General features: G+C 38.4%; 19 protein-coding genes. 1 reads left to right on the forward strand and 18 read right to left on the reverse strand.

Annotation, left to right across the window (positions count from 1 at the left end):
* Positions 1-142: 142 nt before the first annotated feature.
* From ACTWP4_RS21485 to ACTWP4_RS21495, 3 genes are read right to left on the reverse strand one after another with little or no spacing between them, the layout of a single operon-like run.
* Positions 143-1,609 carry a PH domain-containing protein gene (locus ACTWP4_RS21485; RefSeq protein ID WP_443130834.1) on the reverse strand — a complete coding sequence of 489 codons (1,467 nt, stop codon included), beginning with the start codon at positions 1,607-1,609 and terminating at the stop codon, positions 143-145.
* Complete coding sequence (locus ACTWP4_RS21490) at positions 1,602-2,084, reverse strand: PH domain-containing protein (protein ID WP_443130835.1); 483 nt, start codon at positions 2,082-2,084, stop codon at positions 1,602-1,604. The genes ACTWP4_RS21485 and ACTWP4_RS21490 overlap by 8 nt, the downstream gene beginning before the upstream one ends.
* On the reverse strand, positions 2,081-2,722 hold the full coding sequence (locus ACTWP4_RS21495) for an ABC transporter ATP-binding protein (protein ID WP_443130836.1): 642 nt from the start codon (positions 2,720-2,722) through the stop codon (positions 2,081-2,083). Before ACTWP4_RS21495 ends, ACTWP4_RS21490 begins: the two co-directional genes overlap by 4 nt.
* A gap of 256 nt (positions 2,723-2,978) precedes the next feature.
* On the opposite strand from ACTWP4_RS21495, the gene ACTWP4_RS21500 reads away from it, so the two are divergent.
* Positions 2,979-3,176, forward strand: coding sequence for a hypothetical protein (locus ACTWP4_RS21500; protein WP_443130837.1), 198 nt, complete (start codon positions 2,979-2,981; stop codon positions 3,174-3,176).
* Here the strand turns inward: ACTWP4_RS21500 and ACTWP4_RS21505 are convergent.
* From ACTWP4_RS21505 to ACTWP4_RS21575, 15 genes are all read right to left on the reverse strand, one after another.
* The gene (locus tag ACTWP4_RS21505; protein ID WP_443130838.1) at positions 3,162-3,908 is read right to left on the reverse strand and encodes an ATP-binding cassette domain-containing protein; all 747 of its coding nucleotides are present in this window, start codon (positions 3,906-3,908) and stop codon (positions 3,162-3,164) included. The genes ACTWP4_RS21500 and ACTWP4_RS21505 overlap by 15 nt on opposite strands.
* Entirely contained in the window at positions 3,886-4,695 is an 810-nt protein-coding gene (locus ACTWP4_RS21510; protein WP_443130839.1) for an ABC transporter permease, read from the reverse strand. Before ACTWP4_RS21510 ends, ACTWP4_RS21505 begins: the two co-directional genes overlap by 23 nt.
* A complete protein-coding gene (locus tag ACTWP4_RS21515; protein ID WP_443130840.1) occupies positions 4,692-5,672 on the reverse strand; it encodes an ABC transporter permease in 981 nt (326 codons plus the stop codon). Before ACTWP4_RS21515 ends, ACTWP4_RS21510 begins: the two co-directional genes overlap by 4 nt.
* A gap of 22 nt (positions 5,673-5,694) precedes the next feature.
* Positions 5,695-7,284 (reverse strand): ABC transporter substrate-binding protein, encoded by a 1,590-nt coding sequence (locus ACTWP4_RS21520; RefSeq protein ID WP_443130841.1) that lies wholly within the window; start codon positions 7,282-7,284, stop codon positions 5,695-5,697.
* Between the two features lie 144 nt (positions 7,285-7,428).
* Positions 7,429-8,175 carry a nickel pincer cofactor biosynthesis protein LarB gene (gene larB, locus ACTWP4_RS21525; RefSeq protein ID WP_443130842.1) on the reverse strand — a complete coding sequence of 249 codons (747 nt, stop codon included), beginning with the start codon at positions 8,173-8,175 and terminating at the stop codon, positions 7,429-7,431.
* A gap of 107 nt (positions 8,176-8,282) precedes the next feature.
* A complete protein-coding gene (locus ACTWP4_RS21530) occupies positions 8,283-9,746 on the reverse strand; it encodes a gluconokinase (RefSeq protein WP_443130843.1) in 1,464 nt (487 codons plus the stop codon).
* 59 nt (positions 9,747-9,805) lie between these two features.
* The gene (larE, locus tag ACTWP4_RS21535; protein ID WP_443130844.1) at positions 9,806-10,606 is read right to left on the reverse strand and encodes an ATP-dependent sacrificial sulfur transferase LarE; all 801 of its coding nucleotides are present in this window, start codon (positions 10,604-10,606) and stop codon (positions 9,806-9,808) included.
* 115 nt (positions 10,607-10,721) lie between these two features.
* Positions 10,722-11,492 carry a glucose 1-dehydrogenase gene (locus ACTWP4_RS21540; protein WP_443130845.1) on the reverse strand — a complete coding sequence of 257 codons (771 nt, stop codon included), beginning with the start codon at positions 11,490-11,492 and terminating at the stop codon, positions 10,722-10,724.
* Positions 11,493-11,513: 21 nt separating this feature from the next.
* Positions 11,514-12,782, reverse strand: coding sequence for a lactate racemase domain-containing protein (locus ACTWP4_RS21545; protein WP_443130857.1), 1,269 nt, complete (start codon positions 12,780-12,782; stop codon positions 11,514-11,516).
* Positions 12,783-12,915: 133 nt separating this feature from the next.
* On the reverse strand, positions 12,916-13,839 hold the full coding sequence (locus ACTWP4_RS21550) for an AEC family transporter (protein ID WP_443130846.1): 924 nt from the start codon (positions 13,837-13,839) through the stop codon (positions 12,916-12,918).
* Between the two features lie 375 nt (positions 13,840-14,214).
* A complete protein-coding gene (locus ACTWP4_RS21555) occupies positions 14,215-15,291 on the reverse strand; it encodes a Gfo/Idh/MocA family protein (protein ID WP_443130847.1) in 1,077 nt (358 codons plus the stop codon).
* Positions 15,292-15,419: 128 nt separating this feature from the next.
* A complete protein-coding gene (locus tag ACTWP4_RS21560) occupies positions 15,420-16,439 on the reverse strand; it encodes a Gfo/Idh/MocA family protein (protein WP_443130848.1) in 1,020 nt (339 codons plus the stop codon).
* A gap of 37 nt (positions 16,440-16,476) precedes the next feature.
* Positions 16,477-17,637, reverse strand: coding sequence for a Gfo/Idh/MocA family protein (locus ACTWP4_RS21565; RefSeq protein ID WP_443130849.1), 1,161 nt, complete (start codon positions 17,635-17,637; stop codon positions 16,477-16,479).
* A complete protein-coding gene (locus ACTWP4_RS21570) occupies positions 17,637-17,828 on the reverse strand; it encodes an AraC family transcriptional regulator (RefSeq protein WP_443130850.1) in 192 nt (63 codons plus the stop codon). Before ACTWP4_RS21570 ends, ACTWP4_RS21565 begins: the two co-directional genes overlap by 1 nt.
* Positions 17,828-17,962, reverse strand: coding sequence for an AraC family transcriptional regulator (locus ACTWP4_RS21575; RefSeq protein ID WP_443130858.1), 135 nt, complete (start codon positions 17,960-17,962; stop codon positions 17,828-17,830). Before ACTWP4_RS21575 ends, ACTWP4_RS21570 begins: the two co-directional genes overlap by 1 nt.
* Positions 17,963-18,386 lie beyond the last annotated feature (424 nt).

Raw genomic sequence — 18,386 nt, forward strand, 5'->3', positions numbered from 1 at the left:
TTCACATAATCGTTCAGTTTTTATGTTTATCAAATCACTTTTGTCTCAGCCTCATTTTATTATTCTGTGATTTCAAAATGGGTACCTGTAAAAAAAGATAGTTAGTACACATGTACTAACTATCTAAATATAAAATATAGAGTTATAGAGGCTTATCTCGGTATGAATACCAATCTGCTATGTGATCTACATCCTCTACTCTTAATTCTCTAACAATGAAATGTCGACCAACAAACATATTTAAGATTGCTGTATCTAATGTCGCTAATCCCTGTTTCCGATGTAAAATGTGCTGTTTCTTTTTTAAAGACTGTAATCTTTTGTGAGGTATTAAAGCGGTATCCTTGCTAATAGCACGACTTTGCACCAGCAATTGTTGATCTTGAATAAGATATCCCGTTGATTTAAATTGAAAATAACCATATATGCAAGTAAGTAAAGTCACTACTAGTGGAATCCAAGCAAATTTAAAAAACATAATGGCAATTACAATTGTCGCGATCAATGGTAATATAGCTGCTCGAACTAAATAATATGGGATTGCTTTATTCGATAGTTTTATCATTCCTTCAGGCTCATAGCGATATTCAGGTAATAATTCCTTTAAAAAGCTAGGGATATGCTTTTTACGCATTAAAGGGAAGATTAACGTGTGCATCTCTTGGCTCTTGCCGATTTCACCACTGGCAATATCGACATAGACCGAGGCTAGTCCTAATGGCTGGCGAATAATCGTTTCCTTAATACCGACCGCTTGAATCCTTTTTAAAGGAATAGTGGATTGTTTCTTTTCTAATAATCCTCTCGTAATAAATAATTCTTTGTCATATCTCGTAATGGTAAAATTCCAGTATTGGATTAATGTTTGTAAAATACCTAACATCCACAATAAAATCAATACGATAACAGTAAATGCGATCAACACTTGAGTTGCTTGAGAAAACAACCATTCTGTTGCCTGATTATAAAATCGGTCAGGAATAAACGTTTCTATTTCAGAAAAGACTAAACCAAATAAACCAAGAATAATTCCGAAACTTCCTGAAGTTGAACCAGCTACAAGTAATGTTTTTGGTGTAACTTTTTTCTGAGGATAATCTTTTTCTTGTACCTCTTCTTTTATCTCCTGCTGGGTTCCTTCTGTATCTTCGTTCTCATCCACTTTCACTTGTTTTTTATATTTAAGTTGATCGTGAAGCATTTTACCATCAGCCATCGTCACCGCAGATAAAGCCGCATCAATCCGATGATCACTACCCGCCGTTTCAATCTGTACTTTTGTTAAACCCATTATGCGATGAATTATATTTTGCGATAGATCAATCGATTGAATCCGATGTTTAGATATCGTTCTTTTTTTTCTAATTAATATACCTTGTTCAATACGAATTTGATCTTCTTCTAATTGATAGGTATAACGAAACCAGGATAAAACACTAAATACAATAATTAAACCGATCAAAATGGAAGCACCAAGAATGACATAAAACCACTCGTCATTACCTACTGCTAAAATGACAATAGGAAGAAATCCAAACACGGATTGACGGATGGCCTGAATAATATTAAATATCATTCCTGCCGGGTGTAATCGTTTTGGTTCAGACATCATCTTGTTCCACCCTCGCTAATTCGGAGATTTGATCTCGTAAATCTGCTGCTTCATCTTCTAATAAGGCAGGTATTTCATGTGTTGTAGCAGCAGTTGAAATTTGTAAAGTTGCTAATCCATACTTCTTTAAAATCGGACCTTGTTGTGTATCGACATGCTGTACTCTTATCATCGGTACGACGGTTCTGGTCACGATTAAAATTCCATGCTGTATGTATATTTCCTGGTCATAGATTTGGTAGCGCCATCTTCTCCATCTTAATTTAGGTATGAAATATACGGTGATTCCCCATTCCAAAGCAGTTAAACCTACAAGTACGATACCTACCCAATACTGTAAAAATTCGAAAAAGTATGCTACAACAAAAGCTGCTATCGTCAATAATAATGGTATAATCGCTATAAGTTGTGCCGTTAATTTCCACGCCTTAATTGCATCGGTGGCAATTCTTTCATTTGGTTGTTCTCTCATTTTCTCACCCCTTCTTCATTATTACGAGAAAGCTCATCGGTTGGTTTCACAAATTGTGTAAAATCAATTATTTTTTCACATAGTTTATCTAATAAAGTGTGGTCATGACTAATAATTAGTAATCCAACCTTATGTTTCTTGACATATTCCGTTACCAGCTTCCAGATTTCTGCTTGTGCAATCGGATCTAACATCGTCGTAATTTCATCTGCAATTATGTAGGAAGGAGTCGTTAATAAACAACGTGCAATGCAGATTCTTTGTTGTTGGCCGCCTGAAAGTTGGTGTGGATAACGATGTAACCATTCAAAAGGTATGTTCAACTCATCGAGCAATTGCCTATCTATCTCCCCTGCTTCTTCTAAGACCTTATGTATGCGCCATTTTGGGTTGACCGACTGTTCTGGATGCTGCCATATTAATTGGACAGGATTCGGTTTGTTTTTTAATGGTTTGCAATTGACCTCACCAGATTGTGCAGGAAGATAACCTGTTATCACTTTAGCAAATGTCGTCTTGCCTAACCCGCTAGCACCAATTAACCCAACAATTTCTCCTTCATCAAGTGTCAAAGAAATATCACGGAAAAGCGTTGTTCGATTCGGCAAAGTATAAGATAATTTCGCAACCTCTAGCATTAACAAGCTCCTTATGAAAAAAAATTTAATATTACTTGATTCATAGTAGATAAAAACTGTGAACTAATGAATATTTTAAATTGCTTCCTTCCATCCTAGTTTTTGATAAGTGCAGGCACACGCTACGGCAAGATACTTCGCTCTTCGTAGTGTTCTGATTTTTGAAAGAGGTAATACACGGGAATTGGTTTCCGAGTACTTCCACTTTAAAAATATAGAATAATGTCATTAGTGGAGGCAGAATACGGAGACTCCTATGGGAACAGCACGAGCTGAAGATCCACTTGGTAAAGCGGTCTTCTTTACCAAGTTAGCTGAAGCCGTGCCCATGGAAAGCGAAGTATTCTGCCGGAGCGGTGGCCATAACACTCCATTCAAGAAAGGATGGAAGAAAGCAAATCCTCGACAGCTTTACTTCGCAGTTTATATTTTTTCTGCATCATTTCAAAAATAAATTTTGTGGGAGGGACTGCCATAATGTTTTTGTAAAAGGATGTGCTAATTTCTCCCCATCACCGGAAAAATTATCGACATTAGTTACTTCGACGATCTTTCCATTATCTAAAACAGCTACCTGGTCCGCAAGTTGAAGTGCAACATCAAAATCATGGGTAATCAAGAGTATGGCTTTCCCTGCTTGTTGAACCTCTTTTAATAAAGAAATCATTTCATCCTTAGCCACCTGGTCAAGTCCAGGAGTTGGCTCGTCGGCAATCACCACGTTGGCAGGACTCCCTAGTGCAATCGTTACTAATACTCTCCGTGCTTGTCCTCCAGATAATTGGAACGGGTAACGTGTTGCAATTTCAGCATCCAACCCCAATCTTGCTAATAAGTCAAGCATCTCCAGATGAGAATCCTCCGCTTGAATCAGACCTTCTATCTGTTTGCCAACTTTCATCAATGGATCAAGTGCCTCGACTGACTGTGGTATTAATACGACGTTTCTACCACGGTCATCTTCTGTTACATAACGATCACCATATAGCACTTCCCCTTTTTGACGAAGGTTATCAGGCAACAGTTGCAATATCGATTGAGCTAAGAGACTCTTTCCTGAACCACTTGCACCAACAAGTGCTAACACTTGTCCTTTTGTTAATGATAAACGAATGTCTTCTAACAGATAATGTTCCGATTTTTGATGAAAAACAGAAAGTTGATTAACTGTTAAAATAGTGTCCATAGGAACGATCCCTTTCTAAATGGTTTTGGAATGCATTAGCAAAACGTTGAAATAGAATAACCATAACTAGCAATGTCAAACCTGGAAAAAAAGCAAGCCACCACATACCCGAAGATAAATATTGCATCGATTCCGACAAAATAATCCCGATTGCCGGTTCTTCAGCTGATAAACCAAATCCTAAGAAAGTTATCGATGCTTCATGTAAGATCGCATGCGGAAAAATTAAAGTAAAGCCTACCATTAATTGTGGAAAAAGGTGTGGTAGAAAATGATGTCTTGCTCGCCACCAGAATCCTTTTCCCAGCTGTTTTGAAATTTGCACGTATGGCATTGACTCTAATTGCAATAGCTCCGCTCTTAGTACCCTAGTTATCGCAGGCCAATGGGTCAGCATTAAACCAATCACTACACCTTTGAATCCACCGCCCAAAACAAACGAGATCAATATTAATGTAACAAGATGTGGTAAGCTTAGAAATAAATCGATCAGCCATGATACCATTTTATCAAAGTATTGATTGAGCGTTGCCAGAAGACTCAGTAATAGCCCTAAGAAGGTCGAGAGCAATGCTGTTACAATACCAAGGGTAATACTGAGTTGAATTCCTTTAAGTGTTCGGAGTAGCATATCACGCCCGAGCCAGTCAGTCCCAAATAAATGCGATAAACTTGGTGCCTGATTCTTGCTGATTAAATCAAGACTAATCATATCCTTGGTTAACACGGACGATAGCAAATAAATAGCAAGAAATAAGAAAAGCGGGATCATCATATTTTTTTTCATGACCTGTTCCCCCCTTTTCGTAAGCGAGGGTCTAAAACGAGATATAAAATATCAGCTATCCAGTTACCGACAAATACAAACATCGCACTTATTAGTACAATGGCTAGGAATAGGGGGATGTCTCCCTGTAATCCTGCATCCACTACCGCTTGTCCTAATCCAGGATAACTGAATACTTGTTCTGCAATAATCGCCCCACCAAATAGTTCTCCAAATGAAGCGAAATGCACTGAAATGGCAGGTAACAACATATTACGGAGGCCGTGTCTCATAAATAAATGAATGCCAGCATAACCATTGGCTCTCGCTTGCAGAATATAAGGTGTCTGCAACACATCTAACAATTTTTCTCTTGTATGTAAACAAACATTGGCAACACCAATAATACTAAGCGTTATAGCTGGTAAAATAGCATGATAGAGACGATCAACAATGGTTATTTCCGATGCAGTTATGCCTATCGGTGCACTCAGGCCTGTCGGGAAAATGCCTAGCCAGACCGAGAATACCATTAAGAGTAACAGTCCTAACCAAAATCCTGGAGTGGAAAGTAACAGATAACAATATCCTTTAATAAACCGGTCAATCCATGTTCCCTGTTTCATCGCAGCAACAGATCCTAATACAACACCTAACAATCCTGACATTAGCCATGCAAGAGCAATTAATAGAATTGAAGAGAAAAATCTATCACTTATGACCTTTATCACAGGCACACGATGAATTAACGATGTACCGAAATCACCTGACAGAATACTAGAAATCCATTGTACATATTGGGTAAAAAGAGGTTGATCCAATCCCCAGTATGCTTCGATTAGCTCCCGTTGCTCTGGACTTATCAGCAGCATGTCTGCTCCAATATATGCTCGTACCGGATCAACCGGAGACATGCTGACAAGTAAAAAAGTAAGGAGACTTACCGCAAAAAGCAATATACCTAACCGTATTAATTTCTTTATAATCGCAATTGCCATTTACGTACGTCTCCTTTCCTGTTCACTCTATTATTTGCCATTCTGTTATAAAATCTGTGATTGGCCAACCATGTCCATGTGGCTGTATTTTTTGTTCGCCTATATCAATCTTTTCATTAATATAGTAAATATGATTGAGATTAACTAGCCACACCCAAGGCGCATCGCCTAACGTACTTATGCCTGTCTCGCCATCCCATTGAGCTAGTTTCCAATATTTATTTGCCTCATCTTCTGTGCGTGCATGTATCGCTTGATCTAAATAGTGATCGACTTGTTCATTTTGATAATAATTAGCGTTATAATAGTCAATTCCTTGCATGGAGGAATGATAAAGCGAATATATTTCAATCGGATCATGACTACCCCAACCCATCATGACAGGATTAGCATGCATTTTTCGCTCAATCTCACTCCAACTTGCACCTTCTGTAGTGACTTCAATGCCAAACTGATTCATCATGTCTGCAAAAACAAGTGAAAGGGATTGTCTCATTTGATCATCGGAAGGATAATAAAGCGTTATACTAGCCTTTTGTCCATCTTTCTCAAAAATATCATCTTTTCCTCGTTCCCAGCCTGCATCCTTCAAAATCTGTTCGGCACGCTCTTGATCAGCATCTTCAATGGTTGCTTCAGAGTTTCCCCATGGTAATCCGTCCGCACTGGAAAAAGCGACTGATCCTTCGCCATTCAATACACCGTCTACGATTGCCTGGCGGTCCACTGCATAATTGAGTGCTTTTCGGATAGCAGGGTCTGATGTTACAGCATTTCCTACTTGCTCTCCTTCTTCATTCGTTGTCGGTTCAAGATATGGTAGCATTACCCCTCTGTTATCAACACTTTGTAAAGAAATCTGCTTCATCCCTTTCATTTCTTGATCAGCCATTGTAATCGGCACTGATAACACATCAACTTTCCCTGCTTTCGCTGCCGCAATTGCCTGATCTTCTCCTGCAAATAAAAAGGTAAGCTGCTCAAATTCCGGCTGAGTTCCATAGTAATAAGGATTTTTTTTGACGATTAACTGTTCCCCTTTTCGCCATTCTACTAATTGATAGGGACCAGAACCAACCGGATTCTCCGCATAATTCTCATCATAGGCATGTTCTGGAACAATTCCTAATCTTTTTAGTGAATAAACAAAGGTCGATTGTGGCTGTGATAGGTGAAAAGTTACTTGATAGTCACCTTTTTTTTCGATCCTTTCCAGATTGGCTAAGTCAACAATCGATTGGGCTTGTTTTGCCGTTTTATATGTAAAGATAACATCATCCGCTGTTAACGGTTCACCATCAGAAAATTGCACATCATCCCTTAGTGTAACATTCCATGTTAAACCATCATCTGACACTTGATAATCTGTAGCAAGATCATATGTAATTTCCATATTATGATCTTGTTTTAATAACGTACTTTGAAAAAGTGGTGAGCCATATCTTCCCCAGCCTGTTGTTGGATCAAAGCCACCATCCGGCTCTCCCCCGATTGCTAATGTCAATTGATCTTCTTGATCTGATTTAGCATTTGTTTCAGGTGCTGGTTTATCACTGCAACCTGCCATGATAACTATAAGTATCATTAGTAACAAAAAACTATATTTCTTCACTATTGATTACTCCTTATCTGAATTGAAATACCGGTAATTATTATAACATGCATAGTTTAAGAAATCGGATGTTTTCCATTAAAATAGTAAAACTCGTTCCAAGTGTAATTGAAACGAGTTTAGACTTATCAACCATTTCGTTTTCTACGATGTTTGATTCGCAATTCGGTGGATCATTACCGCATTATAAGCGCCACCAAACCCATTATCAATATTGACCACACTGATTCCTGATGCACAAGAATTAAGCATTGTTAGCAAAGCAGATAGCCCTTGAAAATTCGCACCGTACCCAACACTAGTCGGCACTGCCATTATCGGATGAGAGACAAGCCCTCCTACTACGCTTGGTAAAGCGCCTTCCATTCCAGCTACAACAACAGATACTGTCGCCTGCCTTATTTCATCAATATGTGCCATTAAGCGATGTATTCCTGCTACACCTACATCATAAAAACGTCTGACTTCCACACCATAGGCTTCTGCTGTTTTGGCAGCCTCTTCTGCGACTGGTAAATCAGAAGTTCCCGCACATACCACGGCAATATAGCCTTTATAATGAGTTTCTTCCAGACTATTTTTCATAAACAATGTTCTACTTGTATGGTCATATTGAAAATCAGGTAATCGTTCAACAATCTCTTCTGCCTTAGAATGAGTAACTCTTGTTATCAATATGTTTTCCTTTTTCACCATCATTGCCCGGGAAATATCGATAATATGTGACGGTTCTTTCCCTTCACCAAAAATCACTTCAGGAAAGCCTTGTCGTTTTTTTCGATGATGATCGACTTTCGCAAAGCCAAGATTTTCAAATGTGGCAAGCTTTTCTTTTGCTACATCTGGTGATAATTCCCCACTAGCTACTTTTTTTAAGATATCTTCAAGCATTTCATCACATCCATAAACTGATACACAAAGTTTATGGCCACTTTCTCAAGGATTTTATGGCCACTTTTATTGGTTTAATGACCACTATTTCCAATTTAATGGCCACTTTAAAAATACTTCTCTATGTCCTTTGCGATTTGCTGATATTTTGCGAACACTTCTTTATATTTTGTATGATTGTCGGTATTCGGTTCGACAACCTGGTCAATCGGTATATTCTCTTTAATCTTTTCGAATGATTCTACTTTACCAGTTGCCACGAGAGCTGTCCAACTCGCTCCCCACGCTGCACCATGGTGTGTATCGGCTAATTGTATCTCCTGTCCAAACACATCTGCCAATATTTGAACCCATAATGGAGATTTTGACAACCCTCCATTTACCGAAATAGTAGTTGGCGCTCCAGCAATTTCTTCAAGTGATTGTCCAATTTGATACAAATTAAATACGATTCCTTCCAAAACAGCACGAACTAAATGCGGACGACGGTGCGTTACGTTTAAACCATAAAAATTACCTCGTGCTTTTTGATTCCATACCGGTGCGCGTTCTCCATTGACATAAGGGACAAAAAGCAACCCGTCAGCACCTATCTCCACATCTTCTGCTCCTACTAAAAATTGCTCGTGACTACCTTCGAATTCCATCATATCCTTGAGCCACTGTAAAGCTATTCCACCATTATTAGTCGGTCCACCAATTATGGAGGTATCTGATGTAAAGGCATAACTGAAAGTTTCACCATTTTCGTTGACATGCTGTCCGGATATTAATTGACGAATCGCACCACTAGTACCGACTGTCACCGCTACTTCTCCAGGCTTAATCGCACCATTTCCAAGATTGGCTAATTGTCCATCTGCAGCGCCAATTACTAATGGGGTTCCTTCTGGCCAACTAAGTTCTGCAGCAATTTCCGCTTTTAGGCCATCCACTATTTCCGTTGGTCCAACAATCTTTGATAATTGTGAACGCTCAACGCCAGCAAGCGCTAATGCTTCCTCTTCCCAATCCAATGATTTTACATTCATTAAACCGGTAGCTGATGCCATCGAATAATCAATGACTCGCTTATCAAACCATTTAAACAACAGATATTCCTTCATCGACATAAAATATGCCGCTTGTTGATACGGTTGATAGTTATTTTCTTTCATCCACATAAGCTTTAATAATGGTGACATCGGATGAATCGGTGTACCCGTTTTACTGTAGACACTTTTTTTAATAGTAGGGTCTAAACCTGCGACTAATTCACTGCTTCTTCCATCTGACCAAATCGACATATCAGATAATGGACTTCCATCTTGATCGACACAGATCAATGAGTGCATTGCACATGAAATTCCGACTGCTAATACGTTTTGGTGTTTTGTCTCAGCAAATATATCGGCTAGCACCTTTCTAGCACTTGCTTCGATTTCATCAGGTTTCTGTTCAACAAATGCTGTTTTAGGATAATAGGTTTCAATCAATTGTTCTGCTTCTTTTTTTACGTTTCCTTTTAAGTCAAATGCTACTGCTTTCACACTTGTAGTCCCAAAATCGAGACCAATCACTAATTCCTCCATAATGTCCTCCTTACCCAGAAGAGAAAAGCTTTGGACAAGATCCAAAGCTTTTCTCCATTTTATGATAGAGCACGGTTCATACTACCGCTTTTATATCCTACCAAGTCCATTGTAACAAATTTATAGCCATAGCTCTGCAGTTTTTCCGTTACTCGTTGATGATTCGCTAATAATTTCTGCATATCTTGCGGTTCAACTTCAATTCTTGCAATGTCTTCATGAGTCCTAACTCTCACCTGTCGAAGGCCGATTGTTTTCAAGAAGGCTTCCGACTTATCAACTTTGGTAAGCTTTGCCTTCGTTATCGTTTCACCATAGGCAATCCTTGAGGATAAACACGCAAAAGATGGTTTATCCCATGTTGGCAAGTCCATTTGTTTCGATAATTCACGAATTTCTTCTTTATATAAATCGGCTTCCTGTAATGGACCGCGCACCCCTTGCTCTTTCGCCGCTCTCATGCCTGGGCGGTATTCACTCATATCATCGGCAATCACACCATAAACAATGTTCTGGAATCCTTTTTCCTGCATTATCGGTACGAGATGGTCAAATAAGCTGTTTTTACAGAAATAACATCTGTTTTTATCATTCTCTGTATAACCCGGAATCGCAAGTTCACTCGTTTCAATCACCTGATGTCTGGCACCGATATGCTCAGCTAACCTTTTGGCTTCTTCCAGTTCACTTGTTGGATAAGTCTCCGAGTCAGCTGTCACTGCCAGAACATTTTCGACTCCTAGTGTATCCACTGCTACTTTTAATAAAAAGGTACTGTCCACACCACCTGAAAAAGCCACAACTACTTTTTTCATTTCCTGGAGAATAGAAACTAAGTTTTGATGTTTTTGTTCAATCATGTTCTATCTCTCCCCCTTTGCGGTTTGTTGGTCTTTATCACGGTGCTAATCGTCTGCACACATTATGAAGCTAAGTTGGGACAGACGCTAACACCCTAATAATAGTCTCACTTTATTATATCGTCATGCTTCCAAAACCACCATCAACTCGCAGCAACTCACCTGTAACATAGCCGCTTGCTTTATCAGATGCAAGGTAAACCGTTGCACCTTGTAATTCTTCCGGCTCTCCAAAACGATTCATTGGTGTATGATTCATGATCGAATTCACACGGTCTTCACTTAGAATTTTACGGTTTTGTTCTGCTGGAAAGAACCCTGGAATGATCGCATTGACACGAATATTGTGTGGTGCAAATTCTCGGGCTAAATATTGTGTTACACTATTGATCGCTGCTTTTGAAGCGGAATAAGTGAACACTTTAGAAAGTGGTGTGGTAGATGAAACGGACGAAATGTTAATAATGCTACCACCGCGTTGTTGTTCTACCATTTTCTTCGCGAAAATTTGTGTGGCAAATACAATCCCTTTTAAGTTAACATCCATTATTTTATCCCATTCTTCAGTAGATAGCTCTAAGTATGGTGTGGTACTATTCATACCTGGTGCATTGACAAGGATATCCCATCCACCTGACCATTCTTCAATCTCTTTTGCTACGTTTTCTACTGTTGAAAGATCACTTACATCTGCCTGAAAAGCTTTAGCTTCGCCGCCATCGTTTTGAATTTCTTTTACGACCTCTTCAGCTGTTTCTAAGTTACGTCCAACAATGGCAACTTTTGCTCCATGTTCAGCCAAACCTTTTGCCATCGAACCACCTAATGTACTGTTTCCTCCAAGTGCTACAGCTACTTTTCCTGTTAAATCAAATAATTTACTCATTATAGACTTCCCCTCTCTGTTTTATTTTAGATTTCCTTCAGAATCAAATTCGAAATCATATAAGTCGGACAATTTTTCAAGATTGTCATGTTTTTCTACATCGTCGAGCATATTTTCCGACACTTCTATTTCACCAATTTCTAGTGTGTTTTTAATTCGAACTACTCTAGCTTTAGTAAAATCTAAAATATTACATGTTTTAATGGCAGCTTGAACCGCTGTTCTATCGTCAGGCATTGCCGTTGATATATGTGTAGGACCTACAACTGTAGAAGTTAAACCATTAGCATAGGTTGCTTCTCGATTCATTTTATCTACCAGCTTTTGTGTGGTGAAATCTGCTGTACCTACACCATTGGCATTGCCTTCTGTTTCCTCAGTTAGATCTAATACCACCATTTTCGTTACATCTGGACCACCATATGCATATGGTGTCGGATAGCGTCCAGTGATATTTGGATCCATTCCATCCCCACTGATGTTCTTACCTATTTCATCGATCACTAGTACGTCAATCTGTTCAAAGAAAAGTTTTGGTAACGATTTTTTGGCAAGTTTTTGTAGCTCTGGTTCCCGTTCTTCAATTTCTTCCGGTAATAACACTTCTAATGTAGCCACTTTATCAAACGCATTTTCCACCGTTGCTACGGTAAAAAGTATCGGCATTTTATCGATGATGATTTTTGCCATTGCCGGTACGTGTTCTGCCATATGTTTAAAACCTAATTGATGACAAGCTTCTGCACCTTTTTGCTTTCCTAAACCAATACTAATCATTTTCATAATACCACTTTCAACAGGACCTCGGAATGCGGTATGTGGCTTTACACGATTTATAACCACAATGCCATCTGCTTCTGATGCAAGCTTATCAATATAAATTGGTAAGCCGTTTTCTAATTCATCAATTTTAATAACTTCCATCGAAGAACGGATTTCTGCTCCAACTACATCTTCTTTAACACCGAGGTGCTCAAGTACCGCTTTTTGCCCTGGACCTGTTGCACCACCATGACTACCCATACATGGAACGATAAATGGTTTAGCACCATGTTCTTTAAGAAAATCTATTGTTACTTTCGTTGTTTCAACAAGACGGTCAAGCCCACGGCTACCAACTGCAACTGCCACTTCCATCCCAGGTTTAATCTGATTCTCTATTCCTTTTTGATTTAATTGCTGATTCAAGACTGCTCCTAAATCATCGATTTGCTGATCATCAAAGTATTGTTTCACTTTCATCATTTTAGGAATCGGAATATCTTGCACTAATTCATGTAAAATCCCCATCGGATTCACTCCTTCTCCATTAGTATGGTACCGTTTTGCTAATTTTATTGCGTTTAGTATAACATTAATTTGTTTGGTGGACAAATTAATTATTCCACCCTTTCATATAAGGATGTGTTCCATTTCTAACTGGTTAAAATAATAGCTGCGCAACGTAAACGGTTCCTGTCACTGTAAGCATGCTTGCTATCGTTGAAAATAGTACTGTTTGTGCTGCTAAATCCGGATGACTTTTGTATTCTTCGGCAATGACGGCACTGTTAACAGAAGTGGGCATCGCAGCAGCGATAAATAATGCTTGAGCCATCATACCTTCCAATTGAAAAAGACTAATAATAATGAATGCGACAATCGGGCCACCAATTAAACGCAAGGTAATACTGGCATAAACCGTATATAACCCTCGCTTGAACTTCAATCGAGCTACCTGTGCACCTAATGTCATCAACGCAAACGCTATCATCGCATCAGCAATATAATTAGCTGATACCCAAATTGGTTCAGGAATCGAAATATTCCATGCATTTAACAGGACTCCTGAAAGCATGGCATATAGCACTGGCATTTTAAAATAACCTAAAGCTGCCTTCCATTTTCCATCTTTAGCTGCTCTTAGTGAAAAAATCCCATAAGAAAAAAGAAAAATATTTTGTAAAGTTAGCACTATGACTTGAATTGACATTGCATATGGGTCACCACGAAAAACTAAGTCATTTACCGGTACACCGTAATTACCTGAATTAAAAAACATTACACTATTAGCAAATGTCGTCCTCTTTCCACCTTTAATCCGCATTATCTTGGCAATTACTAGCGCTACCAAATATAGCAAAAATACTAATAACAGAAAAAAAGCTAACACATGCGCGAATAGCTGAAGACTAAAGGTTGCTTCATACAATCTCACAAAAATAAAACCTGGCACGACAAAATAAATATTTATTTTGGCTAATGTCGCTATATCCAATCTAAATTTAAGATGTAAACAAAACCCAATCGCCAACAAAATAAAAATAGGGAGAATTACATCTTTAAAGATGACGAGAAACTCTGCCAAATGCTCACTCCCCTTTTTATCAAAAGATTATATTCTCTTTCGTATAACAACGTTGTTATTTTGATTTTATCACATAATTTTGGAAAAAGGAATATGCTTTTTTCTTTACTCGCATAAACATCGATTAGGTTGGTTGTTTTCGACGTGTTGGAAGTGTCAAACATCGATTAGACTTATTCTATTCGACGCAATGAGCTTAAAACCAGTGCAAAACGTCGATTAGACTCGTTCTATTCGACGTGATGAGCTTAAAATCAGTGCTGAGCGTCGATTAGACTGCTTCTTTTATTCGACGGGAAGTTTATTTATAGTTTTTTATCTATGCACAAATGAAAAAGGACTACCCACACATAACGGGCAGCCCTTCTAACTTGATCATTTTGTAACATCTATCGCTTTTTCTTGTGCTTTCAGGCATAGTTCAGCTGCTTTAAATGCGTGTTTCTGTGTCATAGCATTCTCAGTACGATGGATACAATCTTTAATTAGTTCACCAAAAAATGGGTATCCAACTTTACCTCTTAGATCATAATGTTTTTCCCCTTCGTGATTGACAAGATAAAGCTGATTTCCACCTTTGTCTGTGGCTAAATCAACATATTTCCGGATCTCTATCGTTCCTTCCGTCCCAACAATAAACATCCTCCCATCGCCCCAAGTACTCAAACCGTCTGGTGTAAACCAATCGACACGGAAAAATTGTGTTGCACCATTATCTCCTTTTAATGTCGCGTCACCGTAATCATCAAGTTCAGGATGGTCCGGATTAGCATAATTTCCTATTTTACTGTGTAATACTTCTGCATCTTCACAGCCAGCATAGAATAAAAATTGTTCAATTTGATGACTACCAATGTCACACAAGATCCCACCATATTTTTCTTTCTCAAAAAACCAATCCGGTCGACTTGGCGCGTTTAGTCGATGGGGACCAAAGCCTGTTACTTGAATAACTCTACCTATCGCGCCTTGTTCAATTAATTGTCCAGCAAAAACAGCACTTTCCACGTGTATACGTTCACTGTAATAAACCATATATTTTTGTCCTGTTTCTTCTACTACTTTCTTCGTTTCTTCTAATTGTTCGAGGGTTGTGAATGGTGTTTTATCTGTGAAGTAGTCTTTCCCTGCTCTCATGACTCGATTTCCTAAAGCACTTCGTTCAGATGGAATTGCCGCTGCTGCGACAAGTTTCACTTCTTGATCGTCTAACACTTGTTCTAAAGACTCTGCCTGTTTAGCCTGCGGGAATTTTTTCAAAAAGTTATCCACTTTTTGTTGATCCGGATCATAGACCCACTTTAAAGTAGCACCCGCTTCTAGTAATCCATTACATTGACCAAAGATATGTCCATGATCTAATCCTGCTGCTGCAAAAACAAATTCTCCTTCTTTGACGACAGGGTTTGGTTTACCCTTTGGTGCATAATTCATACCATCTGCATTACTCATCAACTCACACTCCTTATAACTATTAATCTACTATCTATTGTAAGTGTTTTCAATTCATTTTCCTATTAAAAACAATTAGTTTTGTATGTAACCTTGTGTTAACTGGACTTTTCTTTCTTCTTTACCTTTTATTTTTGATCATGGAAAAGCTCCATATTCAGTGTCTGTTTCGCTTCTGATGATTCACGTATTACATGGATCATTTCCACCGAAACTTGAGCATCTTTTGCATGAATATAATGGTTGCCATCATTGATAATTTCTTGATAGAATTGATCAATTAATTTCGTATGACTTGCTCCATAATAAAATTTCGATCCTGCTAACTTGCTATCTTCTGCCAGTTTTACTTTCTTTCCATTTTCATTAGCAATCGTTAATATACTGTCTTTTATCGTTAATTTTGCCTTTTCTAAGATAACCTGAAATTCAACCGATGAGTTCTGTGCATTGGAAATAGTAGCAAAGAAAAGACCTGTTGCTCCATTTTGGTATATTATATGAGCGGTCGCCGTATCCTCAACATCATAACCGTAATCTAGTAACCGGTCGACAGAACCACGAATTCTATCAATTTTGCCACCAAACAGTTGCAAAAGGTCTAACGTATGAATTGATTGATTAATCATCACACCGCCACCGGCAGTTTCCATCGAACCACGCCATGGTTTTGCTTCATAATACGATTTAGGACGGTGCCATGTAACAATTCCTTTCAACCCTTTCACTTCACCATATTTACCATCGGCAATTATCGATGCTAATTCTTCTACTGTTTCGTTTAATCGATTTTGTAAACTAACACAGATTTTCACTTCAGGATAGTTTTCTTCAAGTTCAACAATGGCACGGCTATCTGCTAAATTATGGGCAAGTGGTTTTTCTAGTAACACATGCACGCCTTGTTTAACTGCCGCTTCTGTTGCTGGATAATGTAAATAATGTGGTAAGCAAACATGGACACAATCAAGTACTACTTCCTCTAACATAACTTGATAATCTGTGTAAAACGGCACTTCCTTAAAACTACTCTGCAGTGTTGTATCAATATCACAAACTGCTACTAATTCTACATATGAACTTTCGTTAATCGCAGCGATATGAATCTTTGAAATATCACCAAGACCTATTATTCCGACTCGTAGCATGTTATCACACCCTTTCTTTCATAGGAAGAAACTTAATTTATGATTGCATTTGGGAGCTATTTTCTTGTTCTCTAAGTTTATTTAATTCTTCTAAATATAAATTCTCATCGATTGGAAGGGATATTTCTTTATTTAACCAGCTTGATAAGTGCATGGCATTTGCCAGTTCCACACCATTAATCCCATCACTGCCAGGAGCAAGCAAAGGCGTCCCGTCTAATATATTAGCAGCGAAGTTTTCTAATACCGCTAAGTGTTGGCCACCCCAAACACTACCAAACTCTAAAACTTCCTCTTGATAGATCGCTCCAGGTCCTTCTCCCTTTAGTAAGTTCGAAACTTCTTTCATCGACATAGTGTCGCTCATTTCTTTTTCAGGTTTGTTCAATCGTTTAATCGTTACCTTTTTACTGTCATCAACCACAATTTTTCCTTGATCACCGTGGATTTCTAAACGATCCGTTCCCATCACATCATGAGTACAAGTAATAAATACACCTGTCGCACCATTCCCATAATCCAATACCGTTGTTACATCATCCTCTACCGGAATATTGCGTTGGAAGCCATATTGTGCTTTCGTGTAAACTTTTTCAGGCATCCCGCAAATCCATTGCAATAAATCAATTTGGTGTGGTGCTTGATTTACTAAAACTCCGCCACCTTCACCATCCCATGTTGCTCTCCAGGAACCTGCATCATAATAACCTTGTGGACGCCACCATGTCGTAATAATCCAGTTAGTTCTCCTAATTTTACCGATTTCTCTATTATCAATAATTTCTTTTACTTTTTGATAAAGCGGATTGGTACGCTGATTAAACATAATCGCGTAGGTTAGATCCGGTTTAGTTTTAGCGAATTCATTGATTTCTTTTACTTGTTTGGTATACACACCTGCAGGTTTCTCCAATAAAGCATGAATATCGCGCTCTAGTGCTTCGATCCCGATTTCTGGATGTAAGTAATGTGGTACACAAGTTACGATCGCATCAACGTCTCCACTAGCTAACATCTCCATATAATCTTCATAAAAAGGTACACCAGGAAATTCTTGATCCGCGCGTTTTTTCTTTTCGGGATCAATATCACAAATTGCTCCAAGTTCCATATTGCTTACATGACCTTCTTTGATCATATTCCCGTAAGCGCCACCTTGCTGTCCTAAACCAATAATTCCTAATTTCACTTTTGACATTAACCTTCACTCCTTTTGTATATTTCAAGACGTTTCTGTCGGTATTGCCTAGCAGTCATTCCAACATTTGATTTTAAAAAACGACTTAAGTGGGAAACGCTTTCAAAACCACATTCATCTGCTATTTGTTGTAATATTTTCTCTTCATCTACTTCTATAAGAAATTTGACTTCTTGGAAACTTGTCGCCATTACGTATCCATAATGGGATAACCTGTCATCTCTTTAAAGACGTGTGATACATAGTATTTACTTAAATTCAATGTTTCCGCTATCTGGTCAATCGACATTTTTTTGCTGAAGTGCGCCTTGATATAGGTGGCTATTTTTTTTGCGTGCTGTGCTTTATCGTATTTATCATTGACAGCGAGGTTTGGCGTAGACGGTTAACCAGAACAAGAACCTGAATCAATAATGTCTTCATTCCCCATACCTTTTTTTCTCCGATGCCAGCTGATCATTTTTTACCTCACTCATCTTCTTGATTAACTGCTCCAATTCTTCAATATCTTGCCGCTTTGAGGAGCGAATCAATCAATGATGAAGCTTGTGGAACACATCTAACCGAGAAGACGCCCCTATTGATGATAACGCTGGCTCTATTACGTCCGGTGAAAAATGGATGTGACTACCAACATATTCACTTTTTCTTGGTAAATTAGACTTACACTTTTATTCTATTGTAAACGATAGGATAAAAAAATAACTAATATTGCTTTATTTATTTTATTTTTTGACTGAGAGTGCACA

The organism is Gracilibacillus sp. D59 (assembly GCF_052246695.1).
In the GTDB taxonomy this organism is placed as follows: Bacteria; Bacillota; Bacilli; order Bacillales; family Amphibacillaceae; genus Gracilibacillus.

Bases quoted from the DNA above. Each gene is read 5' to 3' on its own strand.
- ACTWP4_RS21570 (WP_443130850.1), bottom strand. From the start codon at position 17,828: ATGGCGACAAGTTTCCAAGAAGTCAAATTTCTTATAGAAGTAGATGAA.
- ACTWP4_RS21495 (WP_443130836.1), bottom strand. From the start codon at position 2,722: ATGCTAGAGGTTGCGAAATTATCTTATACTTTGCCGAATCGAACAACG.
- ACTWP4_RS21505 (WP_443130838.1), bottom strand. From the start codon at position 3,908: ATGGACACTATTTTAACAGTTAATCAACTTTCTGTTTTTCATCAAAAA.
- ACTWP4_RS21510 (WP_443130839.1), bottom strand. From the start codon at position 4,695: ATGAAAAAAAATATGATGATCCCGCTTTTCTTATTTCTTGCTATTTAT.
- ACTWP4_RS21555 (WP_443130847.1), bottom strand. From the start codon at position 15,291: ATGAGTAATGCAGATGGTATGAATTATGCACCAAAGGGTAAACCAAAC.
- ACTWP4_RS21540 (WP_443130845.1), bottom strand. From the start codon at position 11,492: ATGAGTAAATTATTTGATTTAACAGGAAAAGTAGCTGTAGCACTTGGA.
- ACTWP4_RS21485 (WP_443130834.1), bottom strand. From the start codon at position 1,609: ATGTCTGAACCAAAACGATTACACCCGGCAGGAATGATATTTAATATT.
- ACTWP4_RS21515 (WP_443130840.1), bottom strand. From the start codon at position 5,672: ATGGCAATTGCGATTATAAAGAAATTAATACGGTTAGGTATATTGCTT.
- ACTWP4_RS21530 (WP_443130843.1), bottom strand. From the start codon at position 9,746: ATGGAGGAATTAGTGATTGGTCTCGATTTTGGGACTACAAGTGTGAAA.
- ACTWP4_RS21560 (WP_443130848.1), bottom strand. From the start codon at position 16,439: ATGCTACGAGTCGGAATAATAGGTCTTGGTGATATTTCAAAGATTCAT.
- ACTWP4_RS21500 (WP_443130837.1), top strand. From the start codon at position 2,979: ATGGGAACAGCACGAGCTGAAGATCCACTTGGTAAAGCGGTCTTCTTT.
- larB (WP_443130842.1), bottom strand. From the start codon at position 8,175: ATGCTTGAAGATATCTTAAAAAAAGTAGCTAGTGGGGAATTATCACCA.
- ACTWP4_RS21545 (WP_443130857.1), bottom strand. From the start codon at position 12,782: ATGGGGATTTTACATGAATTAGTGCAAGATATTCCGATTCCTAAAATG.
- larE (WP_443130844.1), bottom strand. From the start codon at position 10,606: ATGATTGAACAAAAACATCAAAACTTAGTTTCTATTCTCCAGGAAATG.
- ACTWP4_RS21490 (WP_443130835.1), bottom strand. From the start codon at position 2,084: ATGAGAGAACAACCAAATGAAAGAATTGCCACCGATGCAATTAAGGCG.
- ACTWP4_RS21565 (WP_443130849.1), bottom strand. From the start codon at position 17,637: ATGTCAAAAGTGAAATTAGGAATTATTGGTTTAGGACAGCAAGGTGGC.